General features: G+C 74.8%; 24 protein-coding genes. 5 read left to right on the top strand and 19 right to left on the bottom strand.

Translation table 11 applies throughout. The annotated features are described in order from the left end of the window. Positions 1-102: 102 nt before the first annotated feature. The 7 genes from GA0070614_RS21185 to GA0070614_RS21160 form a co-directional block, all read right to left on the bottom strand. Entirely contained in the window at positions 103-1656 is a 1554-nt protein-coding gene (locus GA0070614_RS21185; protein ID WP_088977600.1) for a glycosyl hydrolase, read from the bottom strand. A gap of 132 nt (positions 1657-1788) precedes the next feature. After that, positions 1789-3294 (bottom strand): hypothetical protein, encoded by a 1506-nt coding sequence (locus GA0070614_RS21180; RefSeq protein WP_088977599.1) that lies wholly within the window; start codon positions 3292-3294, stop codon positions 1789-1791. Continuing rightward, positions 3291-4379 (bottom strand): hypothetical protein, encoded by a 1089-nt coding sequence (locus GA0070614_RS21175; RefSeq protein WP_088977598.1) that lies wholly within the window; start codon positions 4377-4379, stop codon positions 3291-3293. Before GA0070614_RS21175 ends, GA0070614_RS21180 begins: the two co-directional genes overlap by 4 nt. Positions 4380-4443: 64 nt before the next feature. Next, the gene (locus GA0070614_RS21170; RefSeq protein WP_088977597.1) at positions 4444-5826 is read right to left on the bottom strand and encodes an MFS transporter; all 1383 of its coding nucleotides are present in this window, start codon (positions 5824-5826) and stop codon (positions 4444-4446) included. 71 nt (positions 5827-5897) lie between these two features. Then, entirely contained in the window at positions 5898-6074 is a 177-nt protein-coding gene (locus GA0070614_RS30305) for a hypothetical protein (protein WP_157745054.1), read from the bottom strand. Positions 6075-6078: 4 nt separating this feature from the next. Further along, positions 6079-6312: a zinc-ribbon domain-containing protein gene (locus GA0070614_RS21165; protein ID WP_088979565.1), complete on the bottom strand. Its 234-nt coding sequence runs from the start codon at positions 6310-6312 to the stop codon at positions 6079-6081. Positions 6313-6354: 42 nt separating this feature from the next. Next, a complete protein-coding gene (locus GA0070614_RS21160; RefSeq protein WP_088977596.1) occupies positions 6355-6648 on the bottom strand; it encodes a hypothetical protein in 294 nt (97 codons plus the stop codon). A gap of 191 nt (positions 6649-6839) precedes the next feature. Here GA0070614_RS21160 and GA0070614_RS21155 point away from each other — a divergent pair, with 191 nt between their 5' ends. Together GA0070614_RS21155 and GA0070614_RS21150 are read left to right on the top strand one after the other, a co-directional pair. After that, on the top strand, positions 6840-7172 hold the full coding sequence (locus GA0070614_RS21155) for a YciI family protein (protein WP_088977595.1): 333 nt from the start codon (positions 6840-6842) through the stop codon (positions 7170-7172). 1 nt (position 7173) lies between these two features. Continuing rightward, entirely contained in the window at positions 7174-8391 is a 1218-nt protein-coding gene (locus GA0070614_RS21150; RefSeq protein ID WP_088977594.1) for an RNA polymerase sigma factor, read from the top strand. Between the two features lie 85 nt (positions 8392-8476). On the opposite strand, the gene GA0070614_RS21145 is transcribed toward GA0070614_RS21150, so the two are convergent. The 4 genes from GA0070614_RS21145 to GA0070614_RS21130 all read right to left on the bottom strand — a co-directional run bounded on the left by GA0070614_RS21145 (position 8477) and on the right by GA0070614_RS21130 (position 12693). Continuing rightward, entirely contained in the window at positions 8477-9331 is an 855-nt protein-coding gene (locus GA0070614_RS21145; RefSeq protein WP_088977593.1) for an SRPBCC family protein, read from the bottom strand. After that, on the bottom strand, positions 9324-9884 hold the full coding sequence (locus GA0070614_RS21140; protein ID WP_088977592.1) for a winged helix-turn-helix domain-containing protein: 561 nt from the start codon (positions 9882-9884) through the stop codon (positions 9324-9326). Before GA0070614_RS21140 ends, GA0070614_RS21145 begins: the two co-directional genes overlap by 8 nt. Positions 9885-9970: 86 nt before the next feature. Then, positions 9971-11314 carry a class I SAM-dependent methyltransferase gene (locus GA0070614_RS21135; RefSeq protein WP_088977591.1) on the bottom strand — a complete coding sequence of 448 codons (1344 nt, stop codon included), beginning with the start codon at positions 11312-11314 and terminating at the stop codon, positions 9971-9973. Next, a complete protein-coding gene (locus GA0070614_RS21130; RefSeq protein ID WP_088977590.1) occupies positions 11311-12693 on the bottom strand; it encodes an FAD-binding oxidoreductase in 1383 nt (460 codons plus the stop codon). The genes GA0070614_RS21135 and GA0070614_RS21130 overlap by 4 nt, the downstream gene beginning before the upstream one ends. Before the next feature lie 181 nt (positions 12694-12874). Here GA0070614_RS21130 and GA0070614_RS21125 point away from each other — a divergent pair, with 181 nt between their 5' ends. Then, positions 12875-13159, top strand: a complete 285-nt coding sequence (locus tag GA0070614_RS21125; protein WP_088977589.1) for a DUF427 domain-containing protein — start codon at positions 12875-12877, stop codon at positions 13157-13159. Positions 13160-13216: 57 nt separating this feature from the next. Further along, positions 13217-13939, top strand: coding sequence for an RICIN domain-containing protein (locus tag GA0070614_RS21120; RefSeq protein ID WP_088977588.1), 723 nt, complete (start codon positions 13217-13219; stop codon positions 13937-13939). Between the two features lie 128 nt (positions 13940-14067). Here the strand turns inward: GA0070614_RS21120 and GA0070614_RS21115 are convergent, their stop codons facing one another. From GA0070614_RS21115 to GA0070614_RS21085, 7 genes are all read right to left on the bottom strand, one after another. Then, positions 14068-14538, bottom strand: a complete 471-nt coding sequence (locus GA0070614_RS21115) for a hypothetical protein (protein WP_088977587.1) — start codon at positions 14536-14538, stop codon at positions 14068-14070. A 64-nt stretch (positions 14539-14602) separates the two neighbouring features. Continuing rightward, entirely contained in the window at positions 14603-16555 is a 1953-nt protein-coding gene (locus GA0070614_RS21110; protein WP_088977586.1) for a VWA domain-containing protein, read from the bottom strand. Positions 16556-16557: 2 nt separating this feature from the next. Beyond that, positions 16558-18036, bottom strand: a complete 1479-nt coding sequence (locus tag GA0070614_RS21105; RefSeq protein WP_088977585.1) for a sigma 54-interacting transcriptional regulator — start codon at positions 18034-18036, stop codon at positions 16558-16560. Between the two features lie 96 nt (positions 18037-18132). Continuing rightward, positions 18133-19209, bottom strand: coding sequence for a hypothetical protein (locus GA0070614_RS21100; RefSeq protein ID WP_088977584.1), 1077 nt, complete (start codon positions 19207-19209; stop codon positions 18133-18135). Positions 19210-19303: 94 nt separating this feature from the next. Next, positions 19304-19954 carry a response regulator gene (locus GA0070614_RS21095; RefSeq protein WP_088977583.1) on the bottom strand — a complete coding sequence of 217 codons (651 nt, stop codon included), beginning with the start codon at positions 19952-19954 and terminating at the stop codon, positions 19304-19306. Beyond that, on the bottom strand, positions 19951-21237 hold the full coding sequence (locus GA0070614_RS21090) for a sensor histidine kinase (protein WP_088977582.1): 1287 nt from the start codon (positions 21235-21237) through the stop codon (positions 19951-19953). Before GA0070614_RS21090 ends, GA0070614_RS21095 begins: the two co-directional genes overlap by 4 nt. 224 nt (positions 21238-21461) lie before the next feature. After that, positions 21462-22430, bottom strand: coding sequence for an aldo/keto reductase (locus GA0070614_RS21085; RefSeq protein ID WP_088977581.1), 969 nt, complete (start codon positions 22428-22430; stop codon positions 21462-21464). A 79-nt stretch (positions 22431-22509) separates the two neighbouring features. On the opposite strand from GA0070614_RS21085, the gene mgrA reads away from it, so the two are divergent. Then, the gene (gene mgrA, locus GA0070614_RS21080; RefSeq protein ID WP_088977580.1) at positions 22510-23499 is read left to right on the top strand and encodes an L-glyceraldehyde 3-phosphate reductase; all 990 of its coding nucleotides are present in this window, start codon (positions 22510-22512) and stop codon (positions 23497-23499) included. 81 nt (positions 23500-23580) lie between these two features. Here the strand turns inward: mgrA and GA0070614_RS21075 are convergent, their stop codons facing one another. Continuing rightward, complete coding sequence (locus tag GA0070614_RS21075) at positions 23581-24501, bottom strand: lytic polysaccharide monooxygenase auxiliary activity family 9 protein (protein WP_088977579.1); 921 nt, start codon at positions 24499-24501, stop codon at positions 23581-23583. Between the last annotated feature and the right edge of the window lie 90 nt (positions 24502-24591).

The following is a 24591-nucleotide window of genomic DNA, read 5'->3' as shown; positions in this document are numbered from 1 at the left end:
CGTCCACCACGTCGCCTCCACCGCCCGCCGGACCGCCGGCTCCTGCGCGGACGCGGACGGGCCGGCGTGACCGGGGGTGGTCACGCCGGCCCGTCGCCGTCGCTACTGGACGGTGACGTTGTCGACGTACACGGCGGAGCCGCCGCCGGCCCCGCCGGCCGGGACGAACTGCACGCCGATCTCGCGGACGTCGCCGAGGTTGGCCACGCCGGACAGGTTGAGGGTCAGCGTCGCCCCCGAGGAGGTGACGGTGACCGCGCCGCCGTCGTGCCACTGCCAGCCGGAGCCGGTCTTGACGTACAGCTTGGCCTGGGTGCCGGCGGCGTGGTTGCCCCACGGGGCGACCCGGGCGGTGGCCCGCAGCGTCGTCCGCCCGGACAGGCTCTGGGTGACGGTGCGGCGCAGGTAGCTGGCGCCGGCGGCGAGGTTGACGTCGGACTTCAGCGACCAGCTCCCCTGGGCGGCCCACTCGTTGACCCGCCACGGTCCGCCGGTGACGTTGGTGCCGGCCCAGCCGTCGGTGCCCGATTCGAAGCCGGCCAGCAGGGTGCCGCCGGGCGGTGGGCTGGACGGCGGCGGACCGCTCGGCTCGACGATCGTGCCGAGGTCGACCTCGCCCCGGTTGGCGATCCAGGAGTTGTTGAACAGGGTGCTCGCGCCGGCGTTGCGCGCCGGGCCCCAGCCGTCGTTCCAGGCCAGGAAGTAGGTGGTCCGGGGGTAGCTCTGCTGGAAGGCGGTGATCCACCTGCCGTAGTCGAAGGAGCCCTGGCTGTCCGGTCCGATCTCGGCGAACGCGAACGGCTTGCCCAGCGCGGTCAGCTCCTGGTACGCGGACTGGATGCCCGAGGTCTGCGGGTTGTCGTCGTAGGCGTCCATGCCGACGATGTCCACGTAGGACGCGCCGGGGTAGAAGGCGGTGCGGTTGCCCCGACTGAAGTCGGCGGAGTAGATCCAGAGCAGGTTGTCCAGCCCCTTGGTGCCGGTGAGGTAGCTGTGCATCTGCTGCCAGACCTGCCGGAAGGTGCCCTGGTCACGGTTGCCCCACCAGAACCAGTCGCCGTTCATCTCGTGGAACGGCCGGAACAGCACCGGCACCCCGGCGTTCTCCAGGTCCTGCAGGCCGGCGGCCATCTTGTCCAGCAGTCGCCGCCATCGGGCGCCCGCCTCGGTGGACGGATTGAGCAGGTCGGCGAAGTTGCCCATCGCGGTGTTCAGGCCGCCGCCGTTGGCGTTGGCCGGGCTGGGCGAGTGGACGCTGATGGTGACCAGGCCGCCGCTGTTCCACCAGGACTTCAGGCTGGCGTTGCAGGAGTGGTCGACCAGCGCGGTGATGTCGCTGTTGGTGGCCCAGCCGGAGCCGTAGTCGCAGCTGAGGATCGCCGGGTACTGCCCGGTGGCGTTGCGCAGCTCCTCGGTCTGGGCGAGGGAGAAGCCGCTGTTGCTGTAGCCGCCGAAGAAGCCGGAGGCGATCCGGTTGGTGCTCCGGTTGGGCAGGTGGGCCAGCCAGTTGAGCACGCTGCGGGTCGAGGCGGAGGCGTTGGGGTTGACGGGCGCGACGGTGTGCGCGTCGGCGCGCCCGATCACGGTCAGCACGGAGGCCGCGACGAGGGCGGTGGCGGCGGCGCTGAGCGCGAGGCGGAGTCGTCTACTTCGCATCGGACCAACCTTTTCGGGGACGGGGGTGGTGGTCCGGACCCTCCGCGCGGTCAGGGCCCGTTCCACAAGTGGACTCCTGAACCGGTTAAGTTTCAAGCATGTAAATGCATTGTTGCCGTCACGCAGGGTGAATCAGGCCCACTCCTCGGCGGCGTCGCCGTCGATCGCCGGGTCCACCCCCGACCCCGGCGGACCGCCGTGCGTCCACGGGGTCTCCTCCGGCGCGGGGAACGCCCCCGCCGGCAGGTACGCGTCGGAGAGCGTGGTCAGGCAGAGCCGCTCCCCCACCTCGGGCACCGTGCCCGGCGGCGCGGTCAGCCCCCGCCCCATCCCACCGGAGAGCTCCAGCACCACCTCGGTCTTGCCGTCGGCCGGGGTCACGAAGACCACCTTCGCCTTCTGCGCCGGGCGGACCGGGGAGTACAGCGTCGCCCCCACCGGCACCGACACCGGCTCGGTGGTCACCACCTGGATACGCGGGCGCAGCACCGGCCGCCGGCCGCTGTCGTCCACCCGCTTCGCGTCGGCCAGGGTCACCTCGCCGACGAACGCCTCACCGGTCAGCCGGTGCTCCGCCATGACCAGCGGATCGTCGTAGGCGCGCTGCACCGCGTACGAGGTCAGGGCCCGCTCCAGCCGGTGCAGCCGGACGGCCGCGGCCACCGCCCCGTCCCGGCGCGGCTGCGGCGCGCCACCCGCGTCGACGTGCTCGGCGTACCCGGTGAAGGCGTCCTTGTCGCCGTCCCAGCGGCCCGCCACCCGCGCCCCGGGCGGCAGGGCCCGCAACAACCCGACGCCGCGCCACATCAGCTCCCAGGTGGGCGCGAGCTGCTCGCGCAGCACCCGCTCCAGCTCCGCGTACGCCGCCGCGAGCGCGACCGGATCCTCCCCCGCCTCGGCGTACGCGGCCACGGCCGGGGCGAGCACCCGGTTGTCGAAGTCCGGGTCGGTGGCCGGACCAGCCGGCGGGCAAATCCCCGGATCCTCCGCCCGGGCGGCCGCCTGCGCGCCGGTGAGCCCGGCGGGCGGGTCGATCCAGCCCAGCAACGCCGGCAGGTGCAGATCCTCCACCGCGCTCTGCCCGGTGGCCCAGTGCAGGGTCAACGCGTCGGTCATCGCCAGCAGCGCCGACGAGCCGGGATGCTCGGCCCGCTCGGTGAAGAAGGTCAACCACCGCCCGAGCACCGGCACGTCGGGGTGCACCGGGTACTCGCCGTCGGGGCGGCGGAACCGGGTGGAGCGGCCGAACAGCCGCAGGAAACCCACCCCGGCCGGGCTCGGCACCAGCAGCTGCGGCGCGTCCACGTACCGGTACCGCACGTCCCGGCCCCGGTCCACCGGCACCGCCTCCGACACCCCCCGGAACGAGTCCAGGTACGGCAGCACGATCGCGGCCAGCTCGGCGGCGAACCGGAACCGCTGGTCCCGGTTGCGCGGCTGCGGCACGATCAGCAGCCGCCCGTCGTCCGGGGCCGTGCCGACCAGCGCCGCGAGCGGGGCGTTCGCCTCCCCGGCCATGCCGAGCGGCACCAGCACCAGCGGCCGCTCGGACAGGTGCAGATGGCGGACCGTGGCCACCGGCTGGGCCACCCCGGCGGCGACCGCCTGCGCCCGGGCCAGCGCGCGCAGCGTGCTCATGCGGGGTCTCCGGCGAGGGCGTCGGCGCGCAGGTGGGCGGCGGCCCGCAGCAGCGCGGCGGCCTCCTCCTGCCCGGGGTCGGGGGCACGCTCGCCGGCGGCCAGCGCCAGCACGTCGGCCACCGTGCCGACACCGCCGAGCGCCTCGCGGACCGGCCGGCCCAGCGCGCCGGTGTGTCCGCGCGCCTCGTCCCGGCAGAAGTACGCCAGCTCGCAACTGGCCAGGCACTCCGGCGCGTAGCGGGCCTCGACGGTGCGCAGCGCGGCGGCCAGCGCGGCCGGGTCGGCCGCCGGGTCGGCGGTGAACCCCGCCGGCACCACGGCCAGCAGGTCGTCCAGCCGGGCCATCCGGTCGAGCTGGCGGCGCAGCACCAGCAACTGCTTGCGCACGTCGAGCAGGCTCGCCACCGGCCGGTTGGTGAAGTCGCGCGGGCAGACCAGCACCACGTCGTGCGAGACCAGCTCCTCGTCGTGCCCCTCGGCGGCGAGCAGTTCGCGCAGCGCCAGCACGTACACGGCCGACTGGACGGCGGCGGCGGAGACCTTCGCCGGGTCGGCCTGCCCGTCGACCACCGGGAACGACTTGATCTCCACCACGTGGAACCGGCCGCCGAGGCGGGCGGCGACCAGGTCCGGCTCCAGGCTCACCCGCTGCCCGGCCACGTCCAGCCCGAGCAGCGGATGGTCGAACAGCGCCGCCTCCGGCCCCACGTCGGTCAACGCCCGCCGGGACCGCTCGTGCCGGTCCGGCAGGTCGTCCGCGCCGCCCAGGTCCGTCCAGCTGGCCCGCTCCGGCACCGGCACACCGAGCCGCCGCGCGACCAGCCGTAGCAGCTCCACCCCGCCGTCGGCCTTGACCTGCGCCTCGAACGCGTTGCCCCGGGTGATGGCGAAGCGGGACTGCCCGAAGCGGGCCGGGAAGCCGATCCGCTCGGCGAGCCTCGGCTTGTCCACCCCGGCGCCGTCGAGCACCGCCCGCCGGGCACAGCCCGGGTTGCCGGTCAGCGCGGCGATGGTACGGGCGTTGTGCCGCTTCGGGGGCGCGTCACCCCGGATGGCGGCCAGTCGCTGCGCGGTGCTCGTCACGACAGGCCACGATAGCCGTCCGCCGTCACCCCGGCCGGCACCGCGCGGGCGGGTGGCGGGCACCTCAGCCGACCGGGCTGCCCTGGATCCGGGCGCGGCGCACCAGCGCGGCGGTCACCAGCGCGGCGGTCACCGCCAGCGCCGCCATCGACCAGAGCACCGTGCGCAGCCCACCGGTGAAGCCCGGATCGGCCAGCCGGCCACCGGTCGTGCTCGCCAGCACCGCGCCGACCACCGCGATGGCGACCGTCTCGCTGGCCAACCGGGCCGTGTTGATCATCCCGGCGCCGGTCGCCGCCCGGTGCGGCGCGACGCTGCCGATCGCCATCGCGTCGAGCAGCCCGATCGACAGGCCCACCCCGACGCCGATGGTCAGCAGCGGGCCCGCCAGGGCCGCCGCGCCGCTGGCCGGGGACAGGACGGTGGCCCAGGCCGCGCCGGCCGCCACCACCGCCACCGAGGTGACGACCACCGCCGCGGGTGGCACCAGCCGGGCCGTCGCGCCGGTGAGCAGCGGCAGCACCAACGTCGGCGCGGTCAGCAGGATCAGCGTGGCGCCGGCCGCGCCGGGGCTCATCCCGACCACCGTGGTCAGGTACGACGGCAGGTACACCAGCAGCGGCACCAGCACCGCGACGATGGTCGCCGCCGCCAGGCAGATCCCGACGAAGCGGGGGCTCGCCAGCAGGGCCAGGTCGAACATCGGATCGGGGCGGCGGCGCTCCACCACGACGAAGGCCACCAGCAGGAGCAGCGCGGCGACGAACGCGGACACGATCACCGGAGCCGACCACCCCGTCTCGGGCCCCTGCACGAAGCCGAAGATGAGCAGCAGCAGCGCGGCGGTGAAGGTGACCGTGCCGGGCCAGTCGATCCGGCCGGCGTGCGGCTGGCGCGACTCGGGCAGCAGCGGGGTCAGCGCCAGCACCACCAGGGCGGCCAGGGCCGGCCCGGCGAAGACGGCCCGCCAGCCGAAGGCGTCGATCAGCAGCCCGGCCATGGAGGGGCCGAAGGCCAGGCCGACGCCGATGGTCGTACCGAAGAGGCTGAACACGCGGGCCCGGGCCCGGCCGGTGAACGTGGCGGCCAGGATGGCGGAGGCGCTGGTCGCGGCGGCGGCCGCACCGACCCCGGCGAGCGCCCGCAGCAGGTCGAGCAGCACGATGCCGCTCGCCGCCGAGGCGGCCAGCCCGGAGCCGGCGAAGATCGCGACACCGGTGGCGAAGACCCGCCGCCGGCCCAGCAGGTCCGCCAGCGCGCCGGTGGCGAGCATGAAGCTGGCGAAGGTGGCGTTGTAGCCGTTCACCACCCACTGCACGCCGGCCAGCCCGGCGTCGAGGTCCCGGCCGATCTCCGGCAACGCCACCGAGGCGCCGGTCAGCGACGCGGGCAGCGAGATGGTGGACAGCAGGACGGCGACCAGCACGACGGCCGGGTGGTTGCGCAACGATTCTCCCCGTGACTCGGCGGCCCCAGCCTAGAACGGGCAGGTGGGGGCGGGTCCGGCACGGGGTCGGGTCAGCGTTCGGCCGACCGGTTCCAGGGCGAGCGGGGCAGCCGCGCCCCCGCCGACGGCCGACGACGACGCTGCCGGCGGCGACCCGGGGTGCAGGGCGGACGGGAGACGGTGTGCACCGGCGCGGGGTCCGGCACGACGGACTGCCGGCCGATCAGCCAGCACAGGAAACGGGCCATCGGCTCAGCCGACCGGGAGGCGACGGGCCTCGTCCTTCGAGATGGCGTACTCGGCACCGCAGAACGTGCACTGCTGCACGTAGCGGGTGCGCACCGGGATCAGCGGGATGAAGAAGAGGGTGAACTTCGTCGACCGCCGGGTGATGACCTGCGCCGCCCGGTTGCCGCAGTTGCGGCAGACGGCGGTGGCCACCCCCGAGCGGCTGACCGACGTGCGCAGTCCGAAGATGAAGAACATCGCCCGGCTGTACCCCACCGGCGGCGGTTGAATCCCCGAATCTCAGGACGTGGTCCGCCGCCACGGACGGCGGGCGTCGAGTTCGGCGGCGAGCAGTTCCAGGAAGGCCCGGAACCCCTCCTCCCCGTGCGGCGTCGGCATCTCGTCGGTGAGCGGGCCGCGGTGCCGGCGGGCCCGCACGATCGCGGCGGCGTAGACACCGGGGCCGGCCCCGAAGTGCCGCCGCTCGACCATCGCGTCGGCCATCCGGCTCGCGGCGTCGTCGTCCAGGTCCCTCGTGAAGATCAATCCGTAGAGGATCTGGTTGACGACACCCTTCCAGTCGTCGCGGGGCATCGTTGGCCTCCTCGGGAACCCTCGCCGAGCTGCGGTGACGATGACATGATCCCCGAGCAGGGCCCGGAAGCGGTCTGACCCGCCGGGCCGCGTCCCGACGCCGGTCGCGGAACTTTCCGTCCCGCGAGTGTCCGGATCCGGCTCCCGCGTTCGTCACCCTGATGAGACCACGACACCGAGGAGCCGAAGACATGCAGTTCATGATGTTCGTCTGCACCGACACCGAGCCGGACACCGACCCGGACGCCGCCCCGGACATCGAGCGGTGGGTCGCCGACCGGGACGCCGCCGGCCAGCGGGTGCTCGGCGAGCGGCTGGCCCCGCCGTCGGGGGCCACCACGGTCCGGGTACGCGGCGGCGAGCTGCTGCTGACCGACGGGCCGTTCGCCGAGACCAAGGAGGTCATCGTCGGCTTCGACATCCTGGAGTGCGCCGACCTGGACGAGGCGATCGAGGTGGCCCGCGCCCACCCGATGGCGTACGCGGGGCGGATCGAGCTGCGCCCGTTCGACCCGCTGGACTGAGGTGGGCACCGACACCGCGCGGGCCGTGGCCGAGGCGGGCACCGAGGCGTACCCGAGGATCGTCGCCGCGCTGATCCGCGCCACCGGGGACTGGACGCTGGCCGAGGACTGCGCCCAGGAGGCGCTGGCGTCGGCGCTGGAGCGCTGGCCCCGCGACGGCGTGCCCGGCAACCCGGGCGGCTGGCTGATGACGACCGCCCGCAACCGGGCCGTGGACGTGCTGCGCCGGGCCTCGGTGGAGCGCCGCAAGCTGCACGAGCTGGCGCTGCTCACCGACACGGCCCGGGAGCCCGAGCAGGAGGGGGACGTGGTGGACGACCGGCTGCGGCTCATCTTCACCTGTTGCCACCCGGCGCTGGCGCCGGAGGCGCGGGTCGCGTTGACGCTGCGTACGGTGGCCGGGGTGCCGACCGCCGACATCGCCCGCGCCTTCCTGGTCGGCGAGTCGACGATGACCCGGCGAATCACCCGGGCGAAGGCCCGGATCGCCACGGCCGGCATCCCGTACCGGGTGCCGGCCGGGGCCGCGCTGGTCGAGCGGCTGCCGGGCGTGCTGGCCGTGCTCTACCTGCTCTTCACCCGGGGGTACGACGCGGACGGCGAGCCGGCCTTCGCCGACGAGGCGATCCGGCTGGCCCGGCTGCTCGACCGGTTGCTGCCGGACGAGCCGGAGGTGGCCGCCCTGCTGGCGTTGTTCCTGTTGCAGAACTCGCGCCGGGCGGCCCGCCGGGACGGCGACGGCAATCTGCTCACCCTCGACGAGCAGGACCGCTCCCGCTGGGACTCCGACGCCGTCGCCGAGGGCCTGGCCGTGCTGGCCCGCGCCGGTCACGGCCCGTACGCCCTCCAGGCCCGGATCGCCGCCGCCCACGCCACCGCCGCGACCGGCGCGGACACCGACTGGGCCGCCATCGCCGGCTGGTACGACGAGCTGGCCCGGCTGCGTCCCACCCCGGTGGTCCGGCTCAACCGGGCGGTGGCGCACGGCTACGCCCACGGCCCCCGGGCGGGGCTGGACCTGATCGTGGAGGCGCGCACCGGCGGCGCGCTCGACGGCTATCCACCGGCGGTGGCCGCCGAGGCCGAGCTGACCGCCCGGCACGGCGACCCGGTACGCGCCGCCGCGCTCTTCCGCCACGCCGCCGGCCTGGTCTGCTCCGAGCCGGAGCGGCGGGCCCTGCTGCGCCGGGCCGAGGCGCTGACCTCGTCGGGTCCGTAGCTCGCGCGCCGGCGCCCCACCGGGTTCGGGGCCGGTGGGGCGCCGGCGTGACGCGGGCCCGGGTGACGGTGTCCGGCCGGACGGCTCAGGCGCCGGTCGGCACCTCCTCGGTCACCCAGATCGGCTGCCAGTCGGGCATCTCGTGGTAGCGCCGCAGCTCGGAGAGGCCGGCGACGCTCCCGGTCCACGCCGCGTACGGCGGGTTGCCCTCGTCGAAGCCGCTCTGCACGAAGGTCAGCTTCGTCTTCCCGTCGGACTCGGCGAGTTCCCAGCTGGTGACGCCGGTCGGTCCCCAGTCGACGGAGAGGGCACGGCCGGGATCCAGGTCAACCACCTTCGCCGCGTACCCGGACTCGAACCCGCCCATCGCGTACCGGCCGCCGACCCAGGGCTCGATCCCGATCGGGTACCCGAACCAGGCGCTGGCCTGGTCGGAGTCGGTGAGCGACTCCCAGACCTTCGCCGCCGGGGCGGCGATCAGCAGCTCGCCGCGCAGCTCGGCGGAGGTGAAGTCGGTACGCGGCAGCAGCGGGCGCCCCTCCAGGTGCGCGGCGAGGTTGGCCAGCGACAGCGACCACCAGGTCTGCAACACCCCCCGGATGCTGCTGCCGTCGAACGCCTCGGCCATGGTGAAGTGGCTCTGGGTGAGGGTCAGCAGGGTCTGCTGCGGCCCCTCGGCGGCCAGGTGTATCCCGCTGGTGGTCTCCACCCCGTCGAGCAGCCAGGCGAAGCGCAGCGTGTCCTCGTCGACGTGCAGCAGCCGCTGGTGCGGGGCGTCGCCCTCCGGTGTGTACCGGCCCCAGAACTCGTACCGCCGGGGCAGCTCGACCTCGGCGTGCTCGGCGAACCACAGGCGCAGCTCGGCCGGGTCGGTCACCGCCCGCCGGACCGCCTCGACGGGCGCGGCGAGCCGGACGGCGATGGTCATCGGTTCAGTCATGGTCTTCTCCCTTGGGGTAGCAGGCCACGGCGAGCTTGAAGGCGTCCCCCTCGGCGCCCCCGTAGCGCGTGAACAGGTCCTGCAGCGTGGACCGCAGGTCGTGCAGGAACTCCTGCCGGCGCTCGGCCGGCACCCGGATCTCGCCGGAGACGCCGATCGAGGGCAGCTCCGGCGCCGACCGGTCGAGCGCGGCGACGTCCGCCTGGACCTCCTCCATCAGGTCGAGCAGGTGGCCGAGGCTCAGCTCGTCGCGGGCCCGGCGCAGCCCGCCGACCCGCCCGACGAGCCGGGGCGAGAGCCAGTACGACCGGGCGGCGGCCTGGTAGATGCCCTCGGTGATGCCGCGCACCTGACGCGTTCGCACCTGCTCGGCCAGACCGGCCGCGACCAGCTGCCGGACGTGGTAGTAGACGCGCTGGGGCGTCTGCCCCAGCCGGGCGGCGACCTCGGTGCAGGTGCGGGGTTCGGCCAGCTGCCGCAGCACCTCGACGCGCTGCGGCTTCAGCAGGACCTCGGCCTGCTCGATCTGTTCCAGGTACAGGACGTCTCTCATGGCAAAACCAGCTTGTACGTAAAAACTTCCTTTGTCAACAGGGTCGAGGAAAGCCGCGCCGGATCACCGGCGCGGCTCTCGTCGACTCAGGCGGTCCAGTCGGGACGCAGCGGGTACCCGTTCACCCCGTCCGGCCCGTTCCGGGTCGCCAGGACCTGGTGCAGCTGGATGCCGTTGCGCTCGAAGGCCAGCCGCGACCCGGCCATGTACAGCCCCCACACCCGGGCGGTGCCCTGGCCCACCTCACCGACGCAGAAGTCCCAGTGCTCGACCAGGTTGCGGCACCAGGCGGCCAGGGTCAGCGCGTAGTGCTGGCGCAGGTTCTCCTCGTGGTGCACCTCCAGCCCGGCGTCGTGGACCTCGCTGATCAGCCGGCCCGGCCCGGCCAGCTCGCCGTCCGGGAAGACGTACCGGTCGATGAACGCGCCCGAGCGGTGCGGCGCCCGGTTGTCGGCCCGGGTGATGCAGTGGTTGAGCAGCCGGCCCCCCGGACGCAGCCGGTCCCGCAGCGCCCCGAAGTACCCCGGGTAGTTGCGCACCCCGACGTGCTCGGTCAACCCGATCGAGGAGATCACGTCGAACTGCTGCCGGGGAGCGTCCCGGTAGTCCAGGTGACGCACCTCCGCCAGCCCGGTCAGCCCCTCCCGCTCGATCGCCGCCTGCGCCCACTGCGCCTGAGCCCGCGACAGGGTCACCCCGAGGGCCTGCACGCCGTACTCGCGGGCGGCGTGCCGGACCATCCCGCCCCAGCCGCACCCGACATCGAGCAGCCGCATCCCCGGCTTGAGCGCCAACTTGCCGGCGACCAGGTCGTACTTGGCCGCCTGGGCCTGCTCCAGAGTGTCCGACGGGCTGCGGTAGACCGCGCAGGTGTAGGTCATCGACGGGCCGAGCACCTTCTCGTAGAAGGCGTTCGAGACGTCGTAGTGGTGCGAGATGGCGGTGCTGTCGCGCAGCCGGGAGTGCCGCAGCCCGTTGACCACCCGCCGCCAGCGCGGCTGTGCCTCCTGCGGCGGGGGCGTCGGGGGCAGCAGCCGCTCCCAGCCCAGCCCGCGCACCAGCGCCAGCCCCTCGGCCACCGACGGCGGCCGCAACCGCAACTCGTCCTTGAGCACCCGCAGCGCCTCGTACGGGTCGCCCGGGTGGACCCCCTCCAGCCCGAGGTCACCGCTGACGTACGCCCGGGCCATGCCCAGGTCACCCGGCGCGGTGAGCAGGTACGACAGGCCCCGCTCGGTGCGGATGGCCAGGGTGATCCCGGAGTCGGTCGGGCCGATCGCGCTGCCGTCGTACCCGGTGATGCGGACCGGCAGGTCCCGGGCGGTGACCGCGCGGACGACGTCCGCGACCGTCGTGCCGATTCGCCGGCCTCCCGCCGGCGGTGTGGACGGGGTGCTCGCCGCCCCCTGTTCTCGGTCGGTCAGGCTCATTTCCTCGCTACCGCCTTCTCGTACAGTCCCGTGAGCCGGTGGTCCGGGTCGTAGCGGTCCTTCACGGCGCGCCAGACGTCCCCGCCGTAGAGCCGGTCGAACGTCTCCCGGTCGTAGTACGCGTCCGAGTAGAGCGACTTGTGGCCGCCCGCCTCGGACACCGCCCGCTCCACAGAGCGGTTCACGTCGCCGTCCGCCGCACCCTCGGCGATCGGCACAGTCCCCCAGAAGCCGACGTTGACGTAGGTCTCCCCCGGCCGCAGCGGGTACAGCGGCCACACCCGGGCCGACCCCGACCCCGCCGGCTCACGCAGCCGCAGCGGGCAGAGCCAGACCGGGCTCATCCCCACGTGCCGGGCGAACCAGCGCAGGAACTCGGCCGTCTGCTCCAGGGGGATCTCCACGTCCTGCACCACCCGCTCCCGCGCGGGCCGGCCACGCCACCGGTCCACCCGGGCGGCCACCTGGTGGCGGTGCTCCAACCGGACCAACCGGTGGTAGACGTCGCTGCGCCGCCAGCGCGCCGGCCAGAGCCGGCGGACCAGCGGATGCTGCACGCCGAACGCCGCCGAGCACCAGAACCAGTCGGTGTCCCAGCGCCACAGGTAGTCGTGGGTGGTCAGCGCGTCGCGGGTGCGTTCGCGCAGCGAGCGGTAGTAGATCGCCTGGCCGGTGTAGTCGCTCGGCGGCGACGGGTCGTCGGTGAAGCTGCCCAGCACCAGGTACGCCTCGCCGGGGCTGAAGACCACCCCGTCCATCGCGTCAACGGGCCGACCCTCCCACTCCCCCTTGGTGACCACGTCCCCGATCGCCTCGGTCAACTCCTCCAGCCGGCTGAACCGCACATTGCGCAGCGCCACCGCGTGCCGTACGGGCTGGAGCTCGATGCGCAGCCGGGTGGCGTACCCGAGGCTGCCCAACGAGTTCGGGAACGCCGCGAACAGGTCGGCGTGCTCCCCCTCCGGCCGGACGGTGAGCAGGTCGCCGGCGCCGGTGAGCACGTCCATTTCGGTCACCGACTCGTGCGGCAGGCCGTTGCGGAACGACGTCGACTCGATGCCCAGCCCGGTGACCGCGCCGCCGAGGGTGATCGTGCGCAGCTGCGGCACGACCAACGGCATCAGCCCGTGCGGGAGGGTGGCGGCGACGAGGTCCTCGTAGGTGCACATGCCCTGCACCTCGGCGGTGCGGGCCTGCGGGTCCACCCCGAGGACGCCGTCCAGCCCCGAGACGTCCAGCCCGGGTGCCCTGGTGGCCGCCCGGGGACGGAACAGGTTGGAGGTGCGCTTGGCGAGGCGGACGGGTTGTCCGGGGGGCACCGCGGCGTACGACCGCCGCAGCGTCGCCACCGCCTGGTCATGATCACGCAGCGCGCGCATGAGATCACCTTACGCGCCGAACGCCACTCGCGTGGGGACGTCCACGGTGGCCTCTGCGCGTCCGGAACCGGACAGCAGGACCCGGCGGCCCGCCGACACCGCGCCCGTCGCCGCCGACCCCGATCGGCGGAGCGCAGCCGAGCGGTGGTCACGGCGGCCCGACCGACATAGCGTGGGATCCATGCCGAAAGCCGTCTGGAACGACCTCGTCGTCGCCGAGAGCGACGACACCGTCATGGTGGAGGGCAACCACTACTTCCCCCGCTCCGCCCTGCGCACCGACCTGATCCAGGAGTCGGCCACCCACACGGTCTGCCCGTGGAAGGGCACCGCCTCCTACTACACGCTCACCCACGCGGGCCGGACCAGCGCCGACGCCGTCTGGTACTACCCGGACCCGAAGCCGGAGGCCGAGATGGTGCGCGACCGGGTGGCCTTCTGGAAGGACGTCACGGTCGTCGACTGAGTCACCGCCGGGCGGGCCGGGTGGCCGTCGACCCGACCGGTGGGTCAGGATGCCCCCATGTCCGTCCCCGACGAACACCACGACCCGGCCGGCACCGTGTACGGCGGCCGCCGGGCCGCGCGCCCCGGGCTGCCGCAGGACCCGCTGATGCGGTTCGCGCTGGCCACCGGGCTGGTCGGCGTGCTGCTGGGGGTCTTCTTCGCCACCGGCGTGCTCGGCGGTGGCGACGAGCCCCCGGTGGTGCCGGCGAAGGCCGCGTCCGCGCCGCCGACCGAGGAGCCGACCCCGGAGATCCCCGAGGTGACGGCGAGCAGCCCCGCCCCGCCCTCGCCGAGCGCGTCGCCCACCCCGCCGGCTCCGGCGGCGGTCACCGGCCCCAAGGTGCTCCGGTCGGTGGTCTCCGGCCTCTGCGTCGGCACCGACGGCGACGACGAGAAGGCCGAGGCCCAGTTGGCCGCCTGCACCGGCGGGCCGGAGCAGCAGTGGGTGGCCAACCCGGTCACCCCCGACCTGGTCACCCTGACCAACGCCGCGCACGGCCAGTGCCTGGACGTCGAGGGCGGCAGCGGCGACGACGGCGCGAAGCTCCAGCAGTACCCGTGCCACGGCCAGGCCAACCAGCAGTGGCGGTTGAGCCCGGTGGGCAGCGGCCCGGTGCTGCTGGTCGCGGTGCACTCCGGCAAGTGCGCGGAGGTCTCCGACGGCGGCACCGAGGCCGGCGACGAGCTGCGCCAGGTGCCCTGCACCGGCTCCGCCCAGCAGCAGTGGTCGATCGGCTGAGCCGTCGCCGTCCGGCCTGATCGGCCGGCCACGCCCGCCCGGCCGACGCCCTCCAGGAGACCGGCCTGCCCGGCACCCTGCGCGTCGGCGAGGGTCGTCCGCCACGCCCGTCCGGTCGACGTCGTCGGCTACGCGGGCACCGGGCGCAGCATGCGTAGCTGGGCCAGGTGCTTGGGCAGGTGCACGCGGGTGTGCAGGTCCAGGGTGCGCGACCACGGCAGCGGCTCGTCCACCCGCAGGTCGAAGCCCTCCCGCAGGTGCGTCTCGACCGGGGTGTCGGCCGCCGGGCCGAGCCGCTCCACCAGGGCGCAGAGCTTGTGACTGGTGGCGCGCAGCAGGGTGGCCAGGCCGTCCAGCCCACCGCACTCGGCGACCAGCGCGTCCACCTGCGGCCGGTGGATCGTCTCCAGGTCGTAGTAGGCGAAGGGCGACCCGGCCAGCACCGCCTCGGTCGCCTCGCTCATCAGCTCGTCGTTGGCGGCCAGGTGCGCCACGATCTGCTCGGCGCTCAGCTGCCCCGGCGGCGGCACGCCGAAGCCGCCCGCCTCCACCTCGGCGAGCAGCTCGTCGTACGCCCGCCGCAGGTCGCCGCTGTCCATGACACCAGTCAACGTGCCCCGGCGCCCCGCACACCCCGCCGCCCCGCCGGATCACCCGGACGGGTCAGCGGCGACCCCGGCGGGCGCGCAGGTAGTCGGAGACCACGTACTCGCCGAGGTCCTCCAGGTCCGGGGTGAACATCCGCCCCCTCGACCGGCGGGCCACCGCGTCGACGAAGCGGCGCAGGCCCGGGTCGTCGCCGAGCATGAACAGGTTCAACGTGGTGCCGTACCGGGTCAGCCGGTCCACCTCGCGGACGGTCGCCTCGATCGTCTCCGGCAGCGGCGGCCAGTGGAAGTACGCCTCCCCGTCGTCCGGGTCGAGGTGGGCGGTCGGCTCCCCGTCGGTGACCACCAGCACCACCGGCTGCGCCCCCGGATGGCGGCGCAGGTGCCGCCCGGCCAGCCGCAGCGCGTGCTGGAGGTTGGTGCCCTGCTCCAGGTCCGGCTCCACCGCCACCAGCTCCTGCTGGGTCAACGGCAACGCCCGGCGGCCGAAGCCGACGATCTGCAGGGCGTCCTGCGGGAAGCGGGTCGCCACCAGGTGCGACAGGGCCAGCGCCGTCTGTTTCATCGGCCCCCAGCGCCCCTGCGAGATCATCGAGTACGACAGGTCCACGCAGAGCGCCACCGCCGCCGACGCCCGCCGCTCGGTCTCCACCACCTCGAAGTCGTCGACCGCGAGCTGCACCGGCACGCCCGGCCCGGCGCGGCGCACCGCGCGGGTGAGGGTGCGCACCACGTCCAGCGGCTGCTCGTCGCCGTACTCCCACGGGCGGGACGCGCCGCTGACCTCGCCGGCCGCACCGGCGGCGCGCAGGTCGTGCTGCCCGCGCGGGCCGGCGGTCAGGTCGGCGAAGACCCGCCGCAGCGCGGTGCCGGCGAGCCGGCGCAGCGCCTTCGGGCTCAGGGTCAGCCCGTCGGCGTCCCGGCTCACCCAACCCTGCCGGCGCAGCTCCCGCTCCAGCTCCCGCAGCCGGCGTACGTCGTCGGCGGCGTCGCGGCCCAGCGTCCGGGCGACCGCCTCGACGTCGACGTCGTCCAGGGTGGCCCCGGGGTGCTCCTGGTCCAGGGCGTCCAGCAGCTCGTCCAGCTCCGCGATCTCGCCGAGCGCCCCGGTCGCCTCGCCGTAACCGAGCGGCTGATCGCCCCGGACCCGCTCCCCGCGCTGCCAGTCCAGGTCGGGACGCAGCGCCCGCAGGTGCCCGTCCAACGCGGCGATCTCACCGGCCAGCCGGTCGCCGAGGGACTGCCGCATCAGCCCGGCCAGCTCGTCGCGCTGCCGCTCCGACAGCGAGCGCATCAGCCGCTGCCCCGCCGCCGCCCGCCGGGCCAGCACGTCGACCAGTTCGTCGACGTCCTTCGGCTGCTCCGGGAAGAACTGCCCGTGCCGGCGCATGAACTCGGCGAACGCGTCGGTGGTGTCCTCGGCGCGGGCGTGCCGGGCCAGCAGGTCGTTGAGGTCGCCCATCATCTCGGCGAGCTGCCGCTGCACGACCGGGTCGCCGGCCGCCCGGGCCGCGTCGCGCAGCCCGGCGAAGCGCTGCTCCAGCACCTCACCGCGCAGCCCGTCGAGGATCCGCCGGTACGCCTGCCGCGCCTCGTCGCTGGCCCAGTCGTACCCGGCCAGCTCCTCCACCGCCCGGGCGGTGGAGCGGGGCAGGTTGTCCAGCACCGCCTCGGCGAAGCGCGCGTCGTCGCCGTCGCGCCCGCGCAACTCGTCCCGCTCGGCGGCCAGCGCCTGGTCGAGCAGGGCGCGGGCCCGGGTGACCGCGCCGTCCAGGTCGCCCCGGCGCAGCGCCTCCCGACGCAGCCGCCGGGCCCGGGTAGCCAGGTCGTCCAGGCCGCCCCGCCCCTGCGGACCACGGCGCAGCAGGTCGCGCAGCGCCTCGCGCAGGCTGCCGCCGGCCAGCACCTCGGCGCCGACCGCGTCCACGGCGGCCCGCACGTCGTACGGCGGGGCGAGCGGGTCGGGCCCGCCGCGCCACTGGCCGTACCGGAACCGGTTGCCGGCCACGGTCAGCTCCGGCCGCCGTAGACGGTGCGGCCCGACTCGGTGACGTCCTTGCCGAGCCGCCGGGTCAGGTGCAGCCCTTCGAGGACGAACTCCACCCCGGCGGCGGCCTCCTCCGGGGTGGGCGCGTCGCCCAGCCCGAGCCGGTCGAGCGCCTTGGCCAGCCCGGGGACGGTGCCCACCTGGCGCAGCAGCTCGGCCGAGGAGACCAGCTCGCCGGTCTCGATCACGGTGCCCTCGGCCACCAGGGCGGTGAAGCCGGAGAGGTCCAGCCCGGCCAGCCGGGCCCGGAACGTCTCGGCGGTCGCGGTACGCAACAGGTGGGCCAGAATCTCGATCTCCCGCCCCTCCTCGCCGCTCTCGAACTCGACCTTGCCGCGCAGGGTGGAGGTCACCGACACCGCGTCGCCGACCCGGGCGACGGGCGCCTCGGGGCGTACCGCCTCGTCGCCGGCCGCCGACGAGGCGGAACCGGCGGCGAGCAGGCCGGAGCGGCGCAGCGCGGCGGCCGCGACGGTCTCCGCGGCGGCGATCGCGAAGCGGGCGGAGACCCCGGAGCGGGGGTCCACCGACGGGGACTCGCGCACCGCCCGGGCGAAGCGCGCCAGCACCTCCAGCACGTGCTCGGGCACCTCGGCGACCAGGTCGGCCTCCTGCCGGATCAGCGCCAGCTCCAGGTCCAGGTCGACCGGGTAGTGGGTGCGGACCTCCGCGCCGAAGCGGTCCTTGAGCGGGGTGATGATCCGGCCCCGGTTGGTGTAGTCCTCCGGGTTGGCGCTGGCCACCAGGAGCAGGTCCAGCGGCAGCCGCAGCTGGTAGCCGCGCACCTGGATGTCCCGCTCCTCCAGCACGTTGAGCAGCGCCACCTGGATCCGCTCGGCCAGGTCGGGCAACTCGTTGACCGCGAAGATCCCCCGGTTGGTGCGGGGCACCAGTCCGAAGTGGATGGTCTCCGGGTCGCCGAGGGTGCGCCCCTGGGCCAGCCGGATCGGGTCCACGTCGCCGATCAGGTCACCGACGCTGGTGTCCGGGGTGGCCAGCTTCTCGCCGTACCGCATCGACCGGTGCAGCCAGCCGACCGGCAGGTCGTCACCGGCCTCGGCGACCAGCGCGCGCGACGCCGGGGTGAGCGGACGCATCGGGTGCTCGTTGAGCGCCGAGCCCTCGATCACCGGGGTCCACTCGTCGAGCAGCGCCACCAGCGACCGGATCAGCCGGGTCTTGCCCTGGCCGCGCTCGCCGAGCAGCACCATGTCGTGGCCGGCCAGCAGGGCCCGCTCGACCTCGGGCAGGACGGTGTCGTCGTAGCCGACGATGCCGGGGAACCGGTCGCCGCCGGCCCGCATCCGGGCGAGGAGGTTGTCCCGGAGTTCCTGCTTGACGCTCTTGTACCCGTGCCCGGCGGCGCGCAGCGCGCCGAGCGTGCCCGGCAGGTCGGCGGGCGGGACCGGGAGAACCTGGTTGGGCGCAGTCACCCGAACCACGCTAGCGCGGCGCACCCGCCCCCGCCCCCTTCCGCGTGCTGCCCACCCGTCCGGACGCCCCACCCGTACCGGCGGGGCGTCCGGACGTCGGCAGGCTCAGTGCCGACCGCACCGGCGGCAGCCGCCCCGGCGGCGCAGGTGGTAGGCGTACGTGGCGACGGCGAGGGCGACGCCCCAGAGCGGCCAGAGCAGGGCCGGCGCGGTGGCCAGGTCGACCCCTTCGGAGAAGTCCCAGAAGGCCGGGGTGGAGAGCAGGCCCACACCGGCGGCGGTCACCGCCACCGCCACCCCACCGGCGGGCACGACGGCGAGGGCCACCGGCACCCGCCGGCCGGCCAGCCCCGGCATCCAGCGGGGGAAGCGCTCGCCCCACCGTTGCACCAGGCCGAGCGTGAGGATCGAACCCACCATGGCGAACCCGCCCAGCCCGGCGGCGGCCCACACCGCTCCCGAGTCCCGCATCTCGTCGAGGATCGCCCGGTCGATGCCGAGCGGGACGCCCACCGCCCAGGCCAGCCGGGTCACCGCGTACAGGGCGGGGATGAGCGCGGCCAGGTAGGTCGCCCACCGGCCCCGCCGGACGACCGCCGCCAACCGCGCCCCGTCACCGTCGGTACCGTCCCGCCCGCACGCCGGGCACCCGGCGGCCGTGCGACGTTGCCAGGCCAGCACCGCCCCGGCCAGCAGCACCCCGCCGACGACGGCCGCGAACCGGGCGGACAGCGACCAGGTGAAGATCTCGGCGTAGTCCACGTCCGGCCAGCCGAACGGCGCGCCGACGATCAGGATCGGCAGGTACCCGAGGACCGCCAGCACCCGGAAATCCGGCACCACGACGGCGAGCAGGAAGGCGACCGTCCAGCCGTAGCCGAGCAGCAGGACGCGCAGCGCCCGGGGCAGGCCGGTCGCCACGGCACCGCTCATCGCCAGCGCGACGACCGCCGCGCCGAGCAGGAGCACGGCGAAGACCGGTGGGCCGGCCTCCACCGGCACCAGCCGGAGCAGGCTGGCGCCGCCACCGTGCGGGTCGTTCGCGCCGAACGGGTAGCCGGCGCCGGTGAGGGTGCAGAGCAGGGCGAGCAGGCCCCAGAGGCCGAGCCAGCCGGCGGCCAGCGGCGCGGCCCGCCCGGTCCAGCCGCCGTGGGTGCGGGACGCAGTGGTGATCGTCGTCATGGCACCAGCGTCGGCCGTGCCGCGACGGCGTCCCTCCCGCGCGCCGGCGAACCCGCTCCCCCGCCCGGGGGACCGGTTCGTCCCCGGAAGGGGATCAGCCGGTGGGAACGACGAAGCCCGACTCGTACGCCGCGATCACCGCCTGGGTGCGGTCCCGAACGGCGAGCTTGGCCAGCACGTTGCCGACGTGCGTCTTCACCGTCTCCACACCGACGACGAGCTGCGCGGCGATCTCGGTGTTGGACAGCCCGGTGGCCATCAGGCGCAGCACCTCGGCCTCCCGTTCGGTGAGCCGGGCCGAGCGCAGCCGGTCCCCGCCCGGACCGCCGTACGCCCCGACGAGCTGCCGGATCGCCGCCGGGAAGAGCAACGAGTCACCGGCCGCCACGACCCGGATCGCCTCCACCACCTCGGCCGGCCGGGCCCGCTTGAGCAGGAAGCCGCTCGCCCCGGCGCGCAGCGCCTCGTAGACGTACTCGTCGTTGGCGAAGGTGGTGACGACCAGCACCTTGGGTGGATCGGCCGAGGTGGCGAGCAGCCGCCGGGTGGCCTGGATGCCGTCGATCGAGGGCATCCGCACGTCCATCAGCACCACCCGGGGACGCAGCTTCGCCACCAGCGGCGGCACCTCCGCGCCGTCGGCGGCCTCCCCGACCACCCGCAGGTCCGGCTGGGCGTCGATGATCGCCCGCAGCCCCACCCGGATCAGCTCGTCGTCGTCGACGACCAGCACGTCCACGCTCACCGTGTCTCCCCCCTCGGCACCGGCAGCCGCACCCTGACCCGCCAGCGGTCGCCCTCCGGCCCGGCGGTGATCCGGCCGCCCAGCAGCAGCACCCGTTCCCGCATGCCGTCCAGCCCGCGCCCGGCGCGCCCCGGCCGGGCCACCCCGGCGAGGGCGTTGTCCACCTCGATCTCCAGCCACCGGTCGCCGGGCGGATCGTCCCCGGCGTCCGGCTCCCCGGGTACGCCCACCCGCAGCCGCACCGGCCCACGACCGTAGCGGGCGGCGTTGGTGAGCCCTTCCTGCACGATCCGGTAGCCCTCGCGGGACACCACCGCCGGCACCTCGCCCAGCGCGCCGCTGATCTCCGCCGTCACCGGCAGCCCGGCCGTACGGGTGTCGGCGACCAGCCGGTCGAGCTGGGTCAGGGTGCGCTGCGGGGCGGTGCCCGCCGGGGCGCGGCTGCCGTCGCCGCTGTCGCGGAGCAGGCCGAGCACGTGGTCCAGGTCGTCCATCGCGTGCCGGCTGGTCTCCTCGATCGCGGTGAGCGCGCGCCGGACGAACTCCGGGTCGTCGTCGAGCAACTGCCGGGCCGCGCCGGCCTGGAGGGTGGCCACGGTCAACGCGTGGCCGACCGAGTCGTGCAGCTCCCGGGCCAGCCGGTTGCGTTCGGCGAGCCGGGCGGCCCGCGCCTCCAGGGCGGCGATCCGCTCACCCGGCGAGGGGCCGAGCAGCACCGGGGCCATCGAGGTGGCGAGCGCGCCCAGCCCGGCGACGGCGTAGCCGAGGCCGAGCAGCACCAGCACGCCGGTGAGGGTCAGCCAGCCGGTGTCCTGCCCGTCGAGCGGGCCGAACCGTTGCCGGGCGACGAGTTCGACGCCGATGCCGAACTGCGCGGCGATCACCGACAGCGCCATCGGCAGGGCGCTGATCAGCGCGAACATCACCGCCCCGCCGACGGTCATGTGCATGGCGATCCAGAGCGCCGCGCGCAGCCGGGTCTCCCGGTCCGCCGGGTGCCCGGCGGCGGGCTCCGGCAGCCGTACGCCGAGCAGGGCGCGGACGGCGGCGATCTCCAACGCCCGGCTGCCGTCGAGGAAGAACGGCGCCGCGCCGATGACGGCGGCGATCACCACCAGCCCGAGGACCAGCGGCCGGGGCACCTCACCCTGGGTGAACAGTTGCGCGAAGGTCACGCCGAGCAGCACGTACGGCAGCACCAGCACCCCGCCGAGCAGCAGGAACACGCCGCGTCGGAGGGTGCTGGCACGGATCAGCGGCGCGACTGCCGTGCGGAGGCCCATCCGGTCATTGTCGTCACCCGCCGGGCCGGGCGGATCCCCCGCGCCGGGGAGATCGGCCATGTCCCGGGTGCCGGGTGCCCTCGTCGGACGGCGGGTCACCGTCACCGCCGCCGTCCGGGCGGCGGGTCAGTCGACGACCCGGCCCTCGTCCGCTCCGGTCACCGCCCGGCCCGTGTGCTCGTCCGCCCCGGTCACCGCCCGGCCCGTGTGCTCGTCCGCCCCGGTCACCGCCCGGCCCGAGCGCGGATCAGCTTCGGCACCGCGGCCAGGCCGGTGACCGGCCGGAACTGCCGGGCGGCGGTGGCCAGGGCCGCGTACTCGTCGTCGGCGAGGTCGATCTCCGCGGCGGCGGCGTTGCGCTCCATCTGCTCCACCCCGGACGCGCCGGGGATGGCCACCACGTTCGGGTGCCGCAGCAGGTACGCCAGGGCGATCTGACTCGGCGTGGCCCGGTGCGCGTCGGCCACCTCGCGCAGCGTCGCGATCAGCGCGGCCCCGCGCTCCAGGTTCTCCGGCAGGAAGTACGGGTTGGCCCGGCGCACCGCGCCGCCGGGCGGGTGCGTCGCGTCGTACCGGCCGGAGAGGAACCCCTGCGCCAGCGGGCTGTACGCGATGACGATCCGACCGGCCCGCTCCGCGTACGGGATCAGGTCCTCCTCCGGACCACGGTCGATCATGCTGTAGCGGACCTGGTTGCTCAGCACCCGGCGGCCCAGCGCGGCCTCGGCGAACCGCCACCGGCGCAGGCTGTAGTTGCTGACCCCGACCTCGCCGACGAGCCCGACGTCCTGCAGGGCGCGCATGCCCCGCATGGTGGTGGTGTCGGCGACCACCGGGTTGGGCTGGTGCACCTGGTAGAGGTCGATGCTGCGGACGCCGAGCCGGGCCGCCGAGGCGACCGCGCGCTGCTGCACCACCGGGGCGAGCGGCAGCACCGGGAAGACCTTGCTGGCCACCACGACCTTGTCCCGGTCGTCGCCGAGCGCCGCACCGAGGATCCGCTCGCTGCGGCCGAAGCCGTACAGCTCGGCGGTGTCGAACAGGGTGACCCCGAGGTCGAGCGCCCGCCGGACGATCTCCGCCGCCCGCCGCTCGTAGTCGGGGCCGTAACCCCACTCCTTCGCGCCGAACTGCCAGGTGCCGAGACCGATCTTCGAAATGGGCCGGGGAGTGTCGAGCGGGACGAAACGCATGTCCTCGACGCTACCCGCGTCGCCACCGGTGGCACGCCCGCACGGTCGGACCGGGTCACGGCGGTCTAGGGTCGAGGTCGTGACCTACCTCGCCGCGGATGAGCGCTACGACCGGATGACCTACCGCCGCAGCGGGCGCAGCGGACTGCGGCTGCCCGCCGTCTCGCTGGGGCTCTGGCACAACTTCGGGCCGGACCGGCCGTACGAGCGGCAGCGGGACATCGTCCGGCGCGCCTTCGACCTGGGGGTCACCCACATCGACCTGGCGAACAACTACGGCCCGCCGCCCGGGGCGGCCGAGGAGGCGTTCGGCCGGATGCTCGCCACCGACCTGAAGCCGTACCGGGACGAGCTGGTGATCTCCACCAAGGCCGGGTACCTGATGTGGCCCGGACCGTACGGCGAGTGGGGCTCGCGCAAGTACCTGATCTCCTCGCTGGACCAGTCGCTGCGCCGGATGGGGCTGGAGTACGTCGACGTCTTCTACTCGCACCGCTACGACCCGGACACCCCGCTGGAGGAGACGATGGGCGCGCTCGACGCCGCCGTCCGCTCCGGCAAGGCGCTCTACGTCGGCATCTCCAACTACGACTCCGAGCAGACCGCCCGGGCGGCGGCGATCCTGCGCGACCTGGGCACGCCGCTGCTGATCAACCAGCCGTCGTACTCGATGCTCAACCGCTGGACGGAGGCCGACGGCCTGCTGGACACCCTGGCCGAGGTCGGCGCGGGCTGCATCGCCTACAGCCCGCTCGCGCAGGGGTTGCTCACCGACCGCTACCTGGCCGGCATCCCGGCCGACTCCCGGGTACGCACCAGCGTCTTCCTCAACGAGAGCGACCTGACCGAGGAGAAGCTGACCACCATCCGGGGGCTCGGCCGGATCGCCGAACAGCGCGGGCAGACCCTCGCCCAGCTCGCCCTCGCCTGGGCGCTGCGCGACCCCCGGATGACCAGCCTGATCATCGGGGCGAGCAGCGTGGCCCAGCTGGAGACCAACGTCGCCGCCGTCGAGAACCTCGACTTCACCGCCGAGGAGCTGGCCGAGATCGACCGCCTGCTCGGCTGACCACCGCTCCCGCCGACCACACCCGGCACCGACACGCGACCCGCACCCGGCGCCGGCCCACCGCCGCGCCGGGTGGCGGCGTCACCAGGTGCGGCGGCGACCGACCCGGTGGTTGCGCACCTCGCAGGGGCGGCCCGGCGGAGCGGGGGCGGGCCGGCGCAGCCGCATCGCGGCCAGCACGGCGACCAGGACGGCGGTGACCGCGACGCCACCGACCACCAGCCGGAGGTCGTCACCGCCGAGTTCGGTCACCGACGCGACCGGTACGCCCGGGTCCCGCGCCGCTGTGAACGCCGGCACCGCGGAGGCGCCGGGGGACGTCGGGGTGGCGACCTCGGCGGCCGGCGAGTCGGTCGCGCGGGCGGCCGGGGACGGCTGCGCCCCCGGCCGGAACTCCACGTCGGAGCAGGAGTAGTAGGTGTCCGGGGTGTCGGAGTTCTGCCACACGGTGTAGATCAGGTGCCGCCCGGTCAGCCCGACCGGCAACTGCCCCCGCATCTGGTACGACCCGCTGCGCAACGGCGGGTCGGTGACCGTCAGGAACGGGCGCGGCGACAGGTCGTCCCAGGTCAGCCGCCGTTGCGGGTCGTACCCGGGTTGGGTGGCGTAGAGCCGGAACGTGCCCTTGTGCGGGATGGTGCCCCGGTAGCGGAAGGTGAACGTCGCACCCGCGGTCAGCTCGGTCGCCGGCCAGTCGACGCGGGGCAGGTCCAACCCCTGGTACGCGGAGAGGCCACCGCTGCACAGCTCGCCGTCGGGGATCTCCTCCCGGTCCCGGCCGGCGACCCCGAAGACCCGTACGTTGTCCCACTCCCTCAGGGCCGCGCCGGCCCGGACGGCCGCCCGGCAGGCCGGGGTCGCCGCGTGCGGACCCTCGGGACCGCAGGCCGCGGAGCGGCTCATCGGGTTGGTGGGCGCGCCGTGCGCCGCGGCGGGCGTCGCGGTCGACAGGACGGTCGCGGCGACGGCCGCGACGGCGGCGAGCACTCGACGTACGGTCATCAGGTGGACCTCCCACGCACTGGTACGGACGCCGGGCGGCAAAGGTTCGACGGGCCGGAAACCCCGTTCCGGCCGCCCGGCTGCTGGGAG

The sequence above is a fragment of the Micromonospora coxensis genome (assembly GCF_900090295.1).
GTDB lineage: Bacteria > Actinomycetota > Actinomycetes > Mycobacteriales > Micromonosporaceae > Micromonospora > Micromonospora coxensis.
The sequence above is the reverse complement of the archived record's forward strand: the minus strand, read 5'-3'. Positions and strand labels throughout refer to the sequence as shown.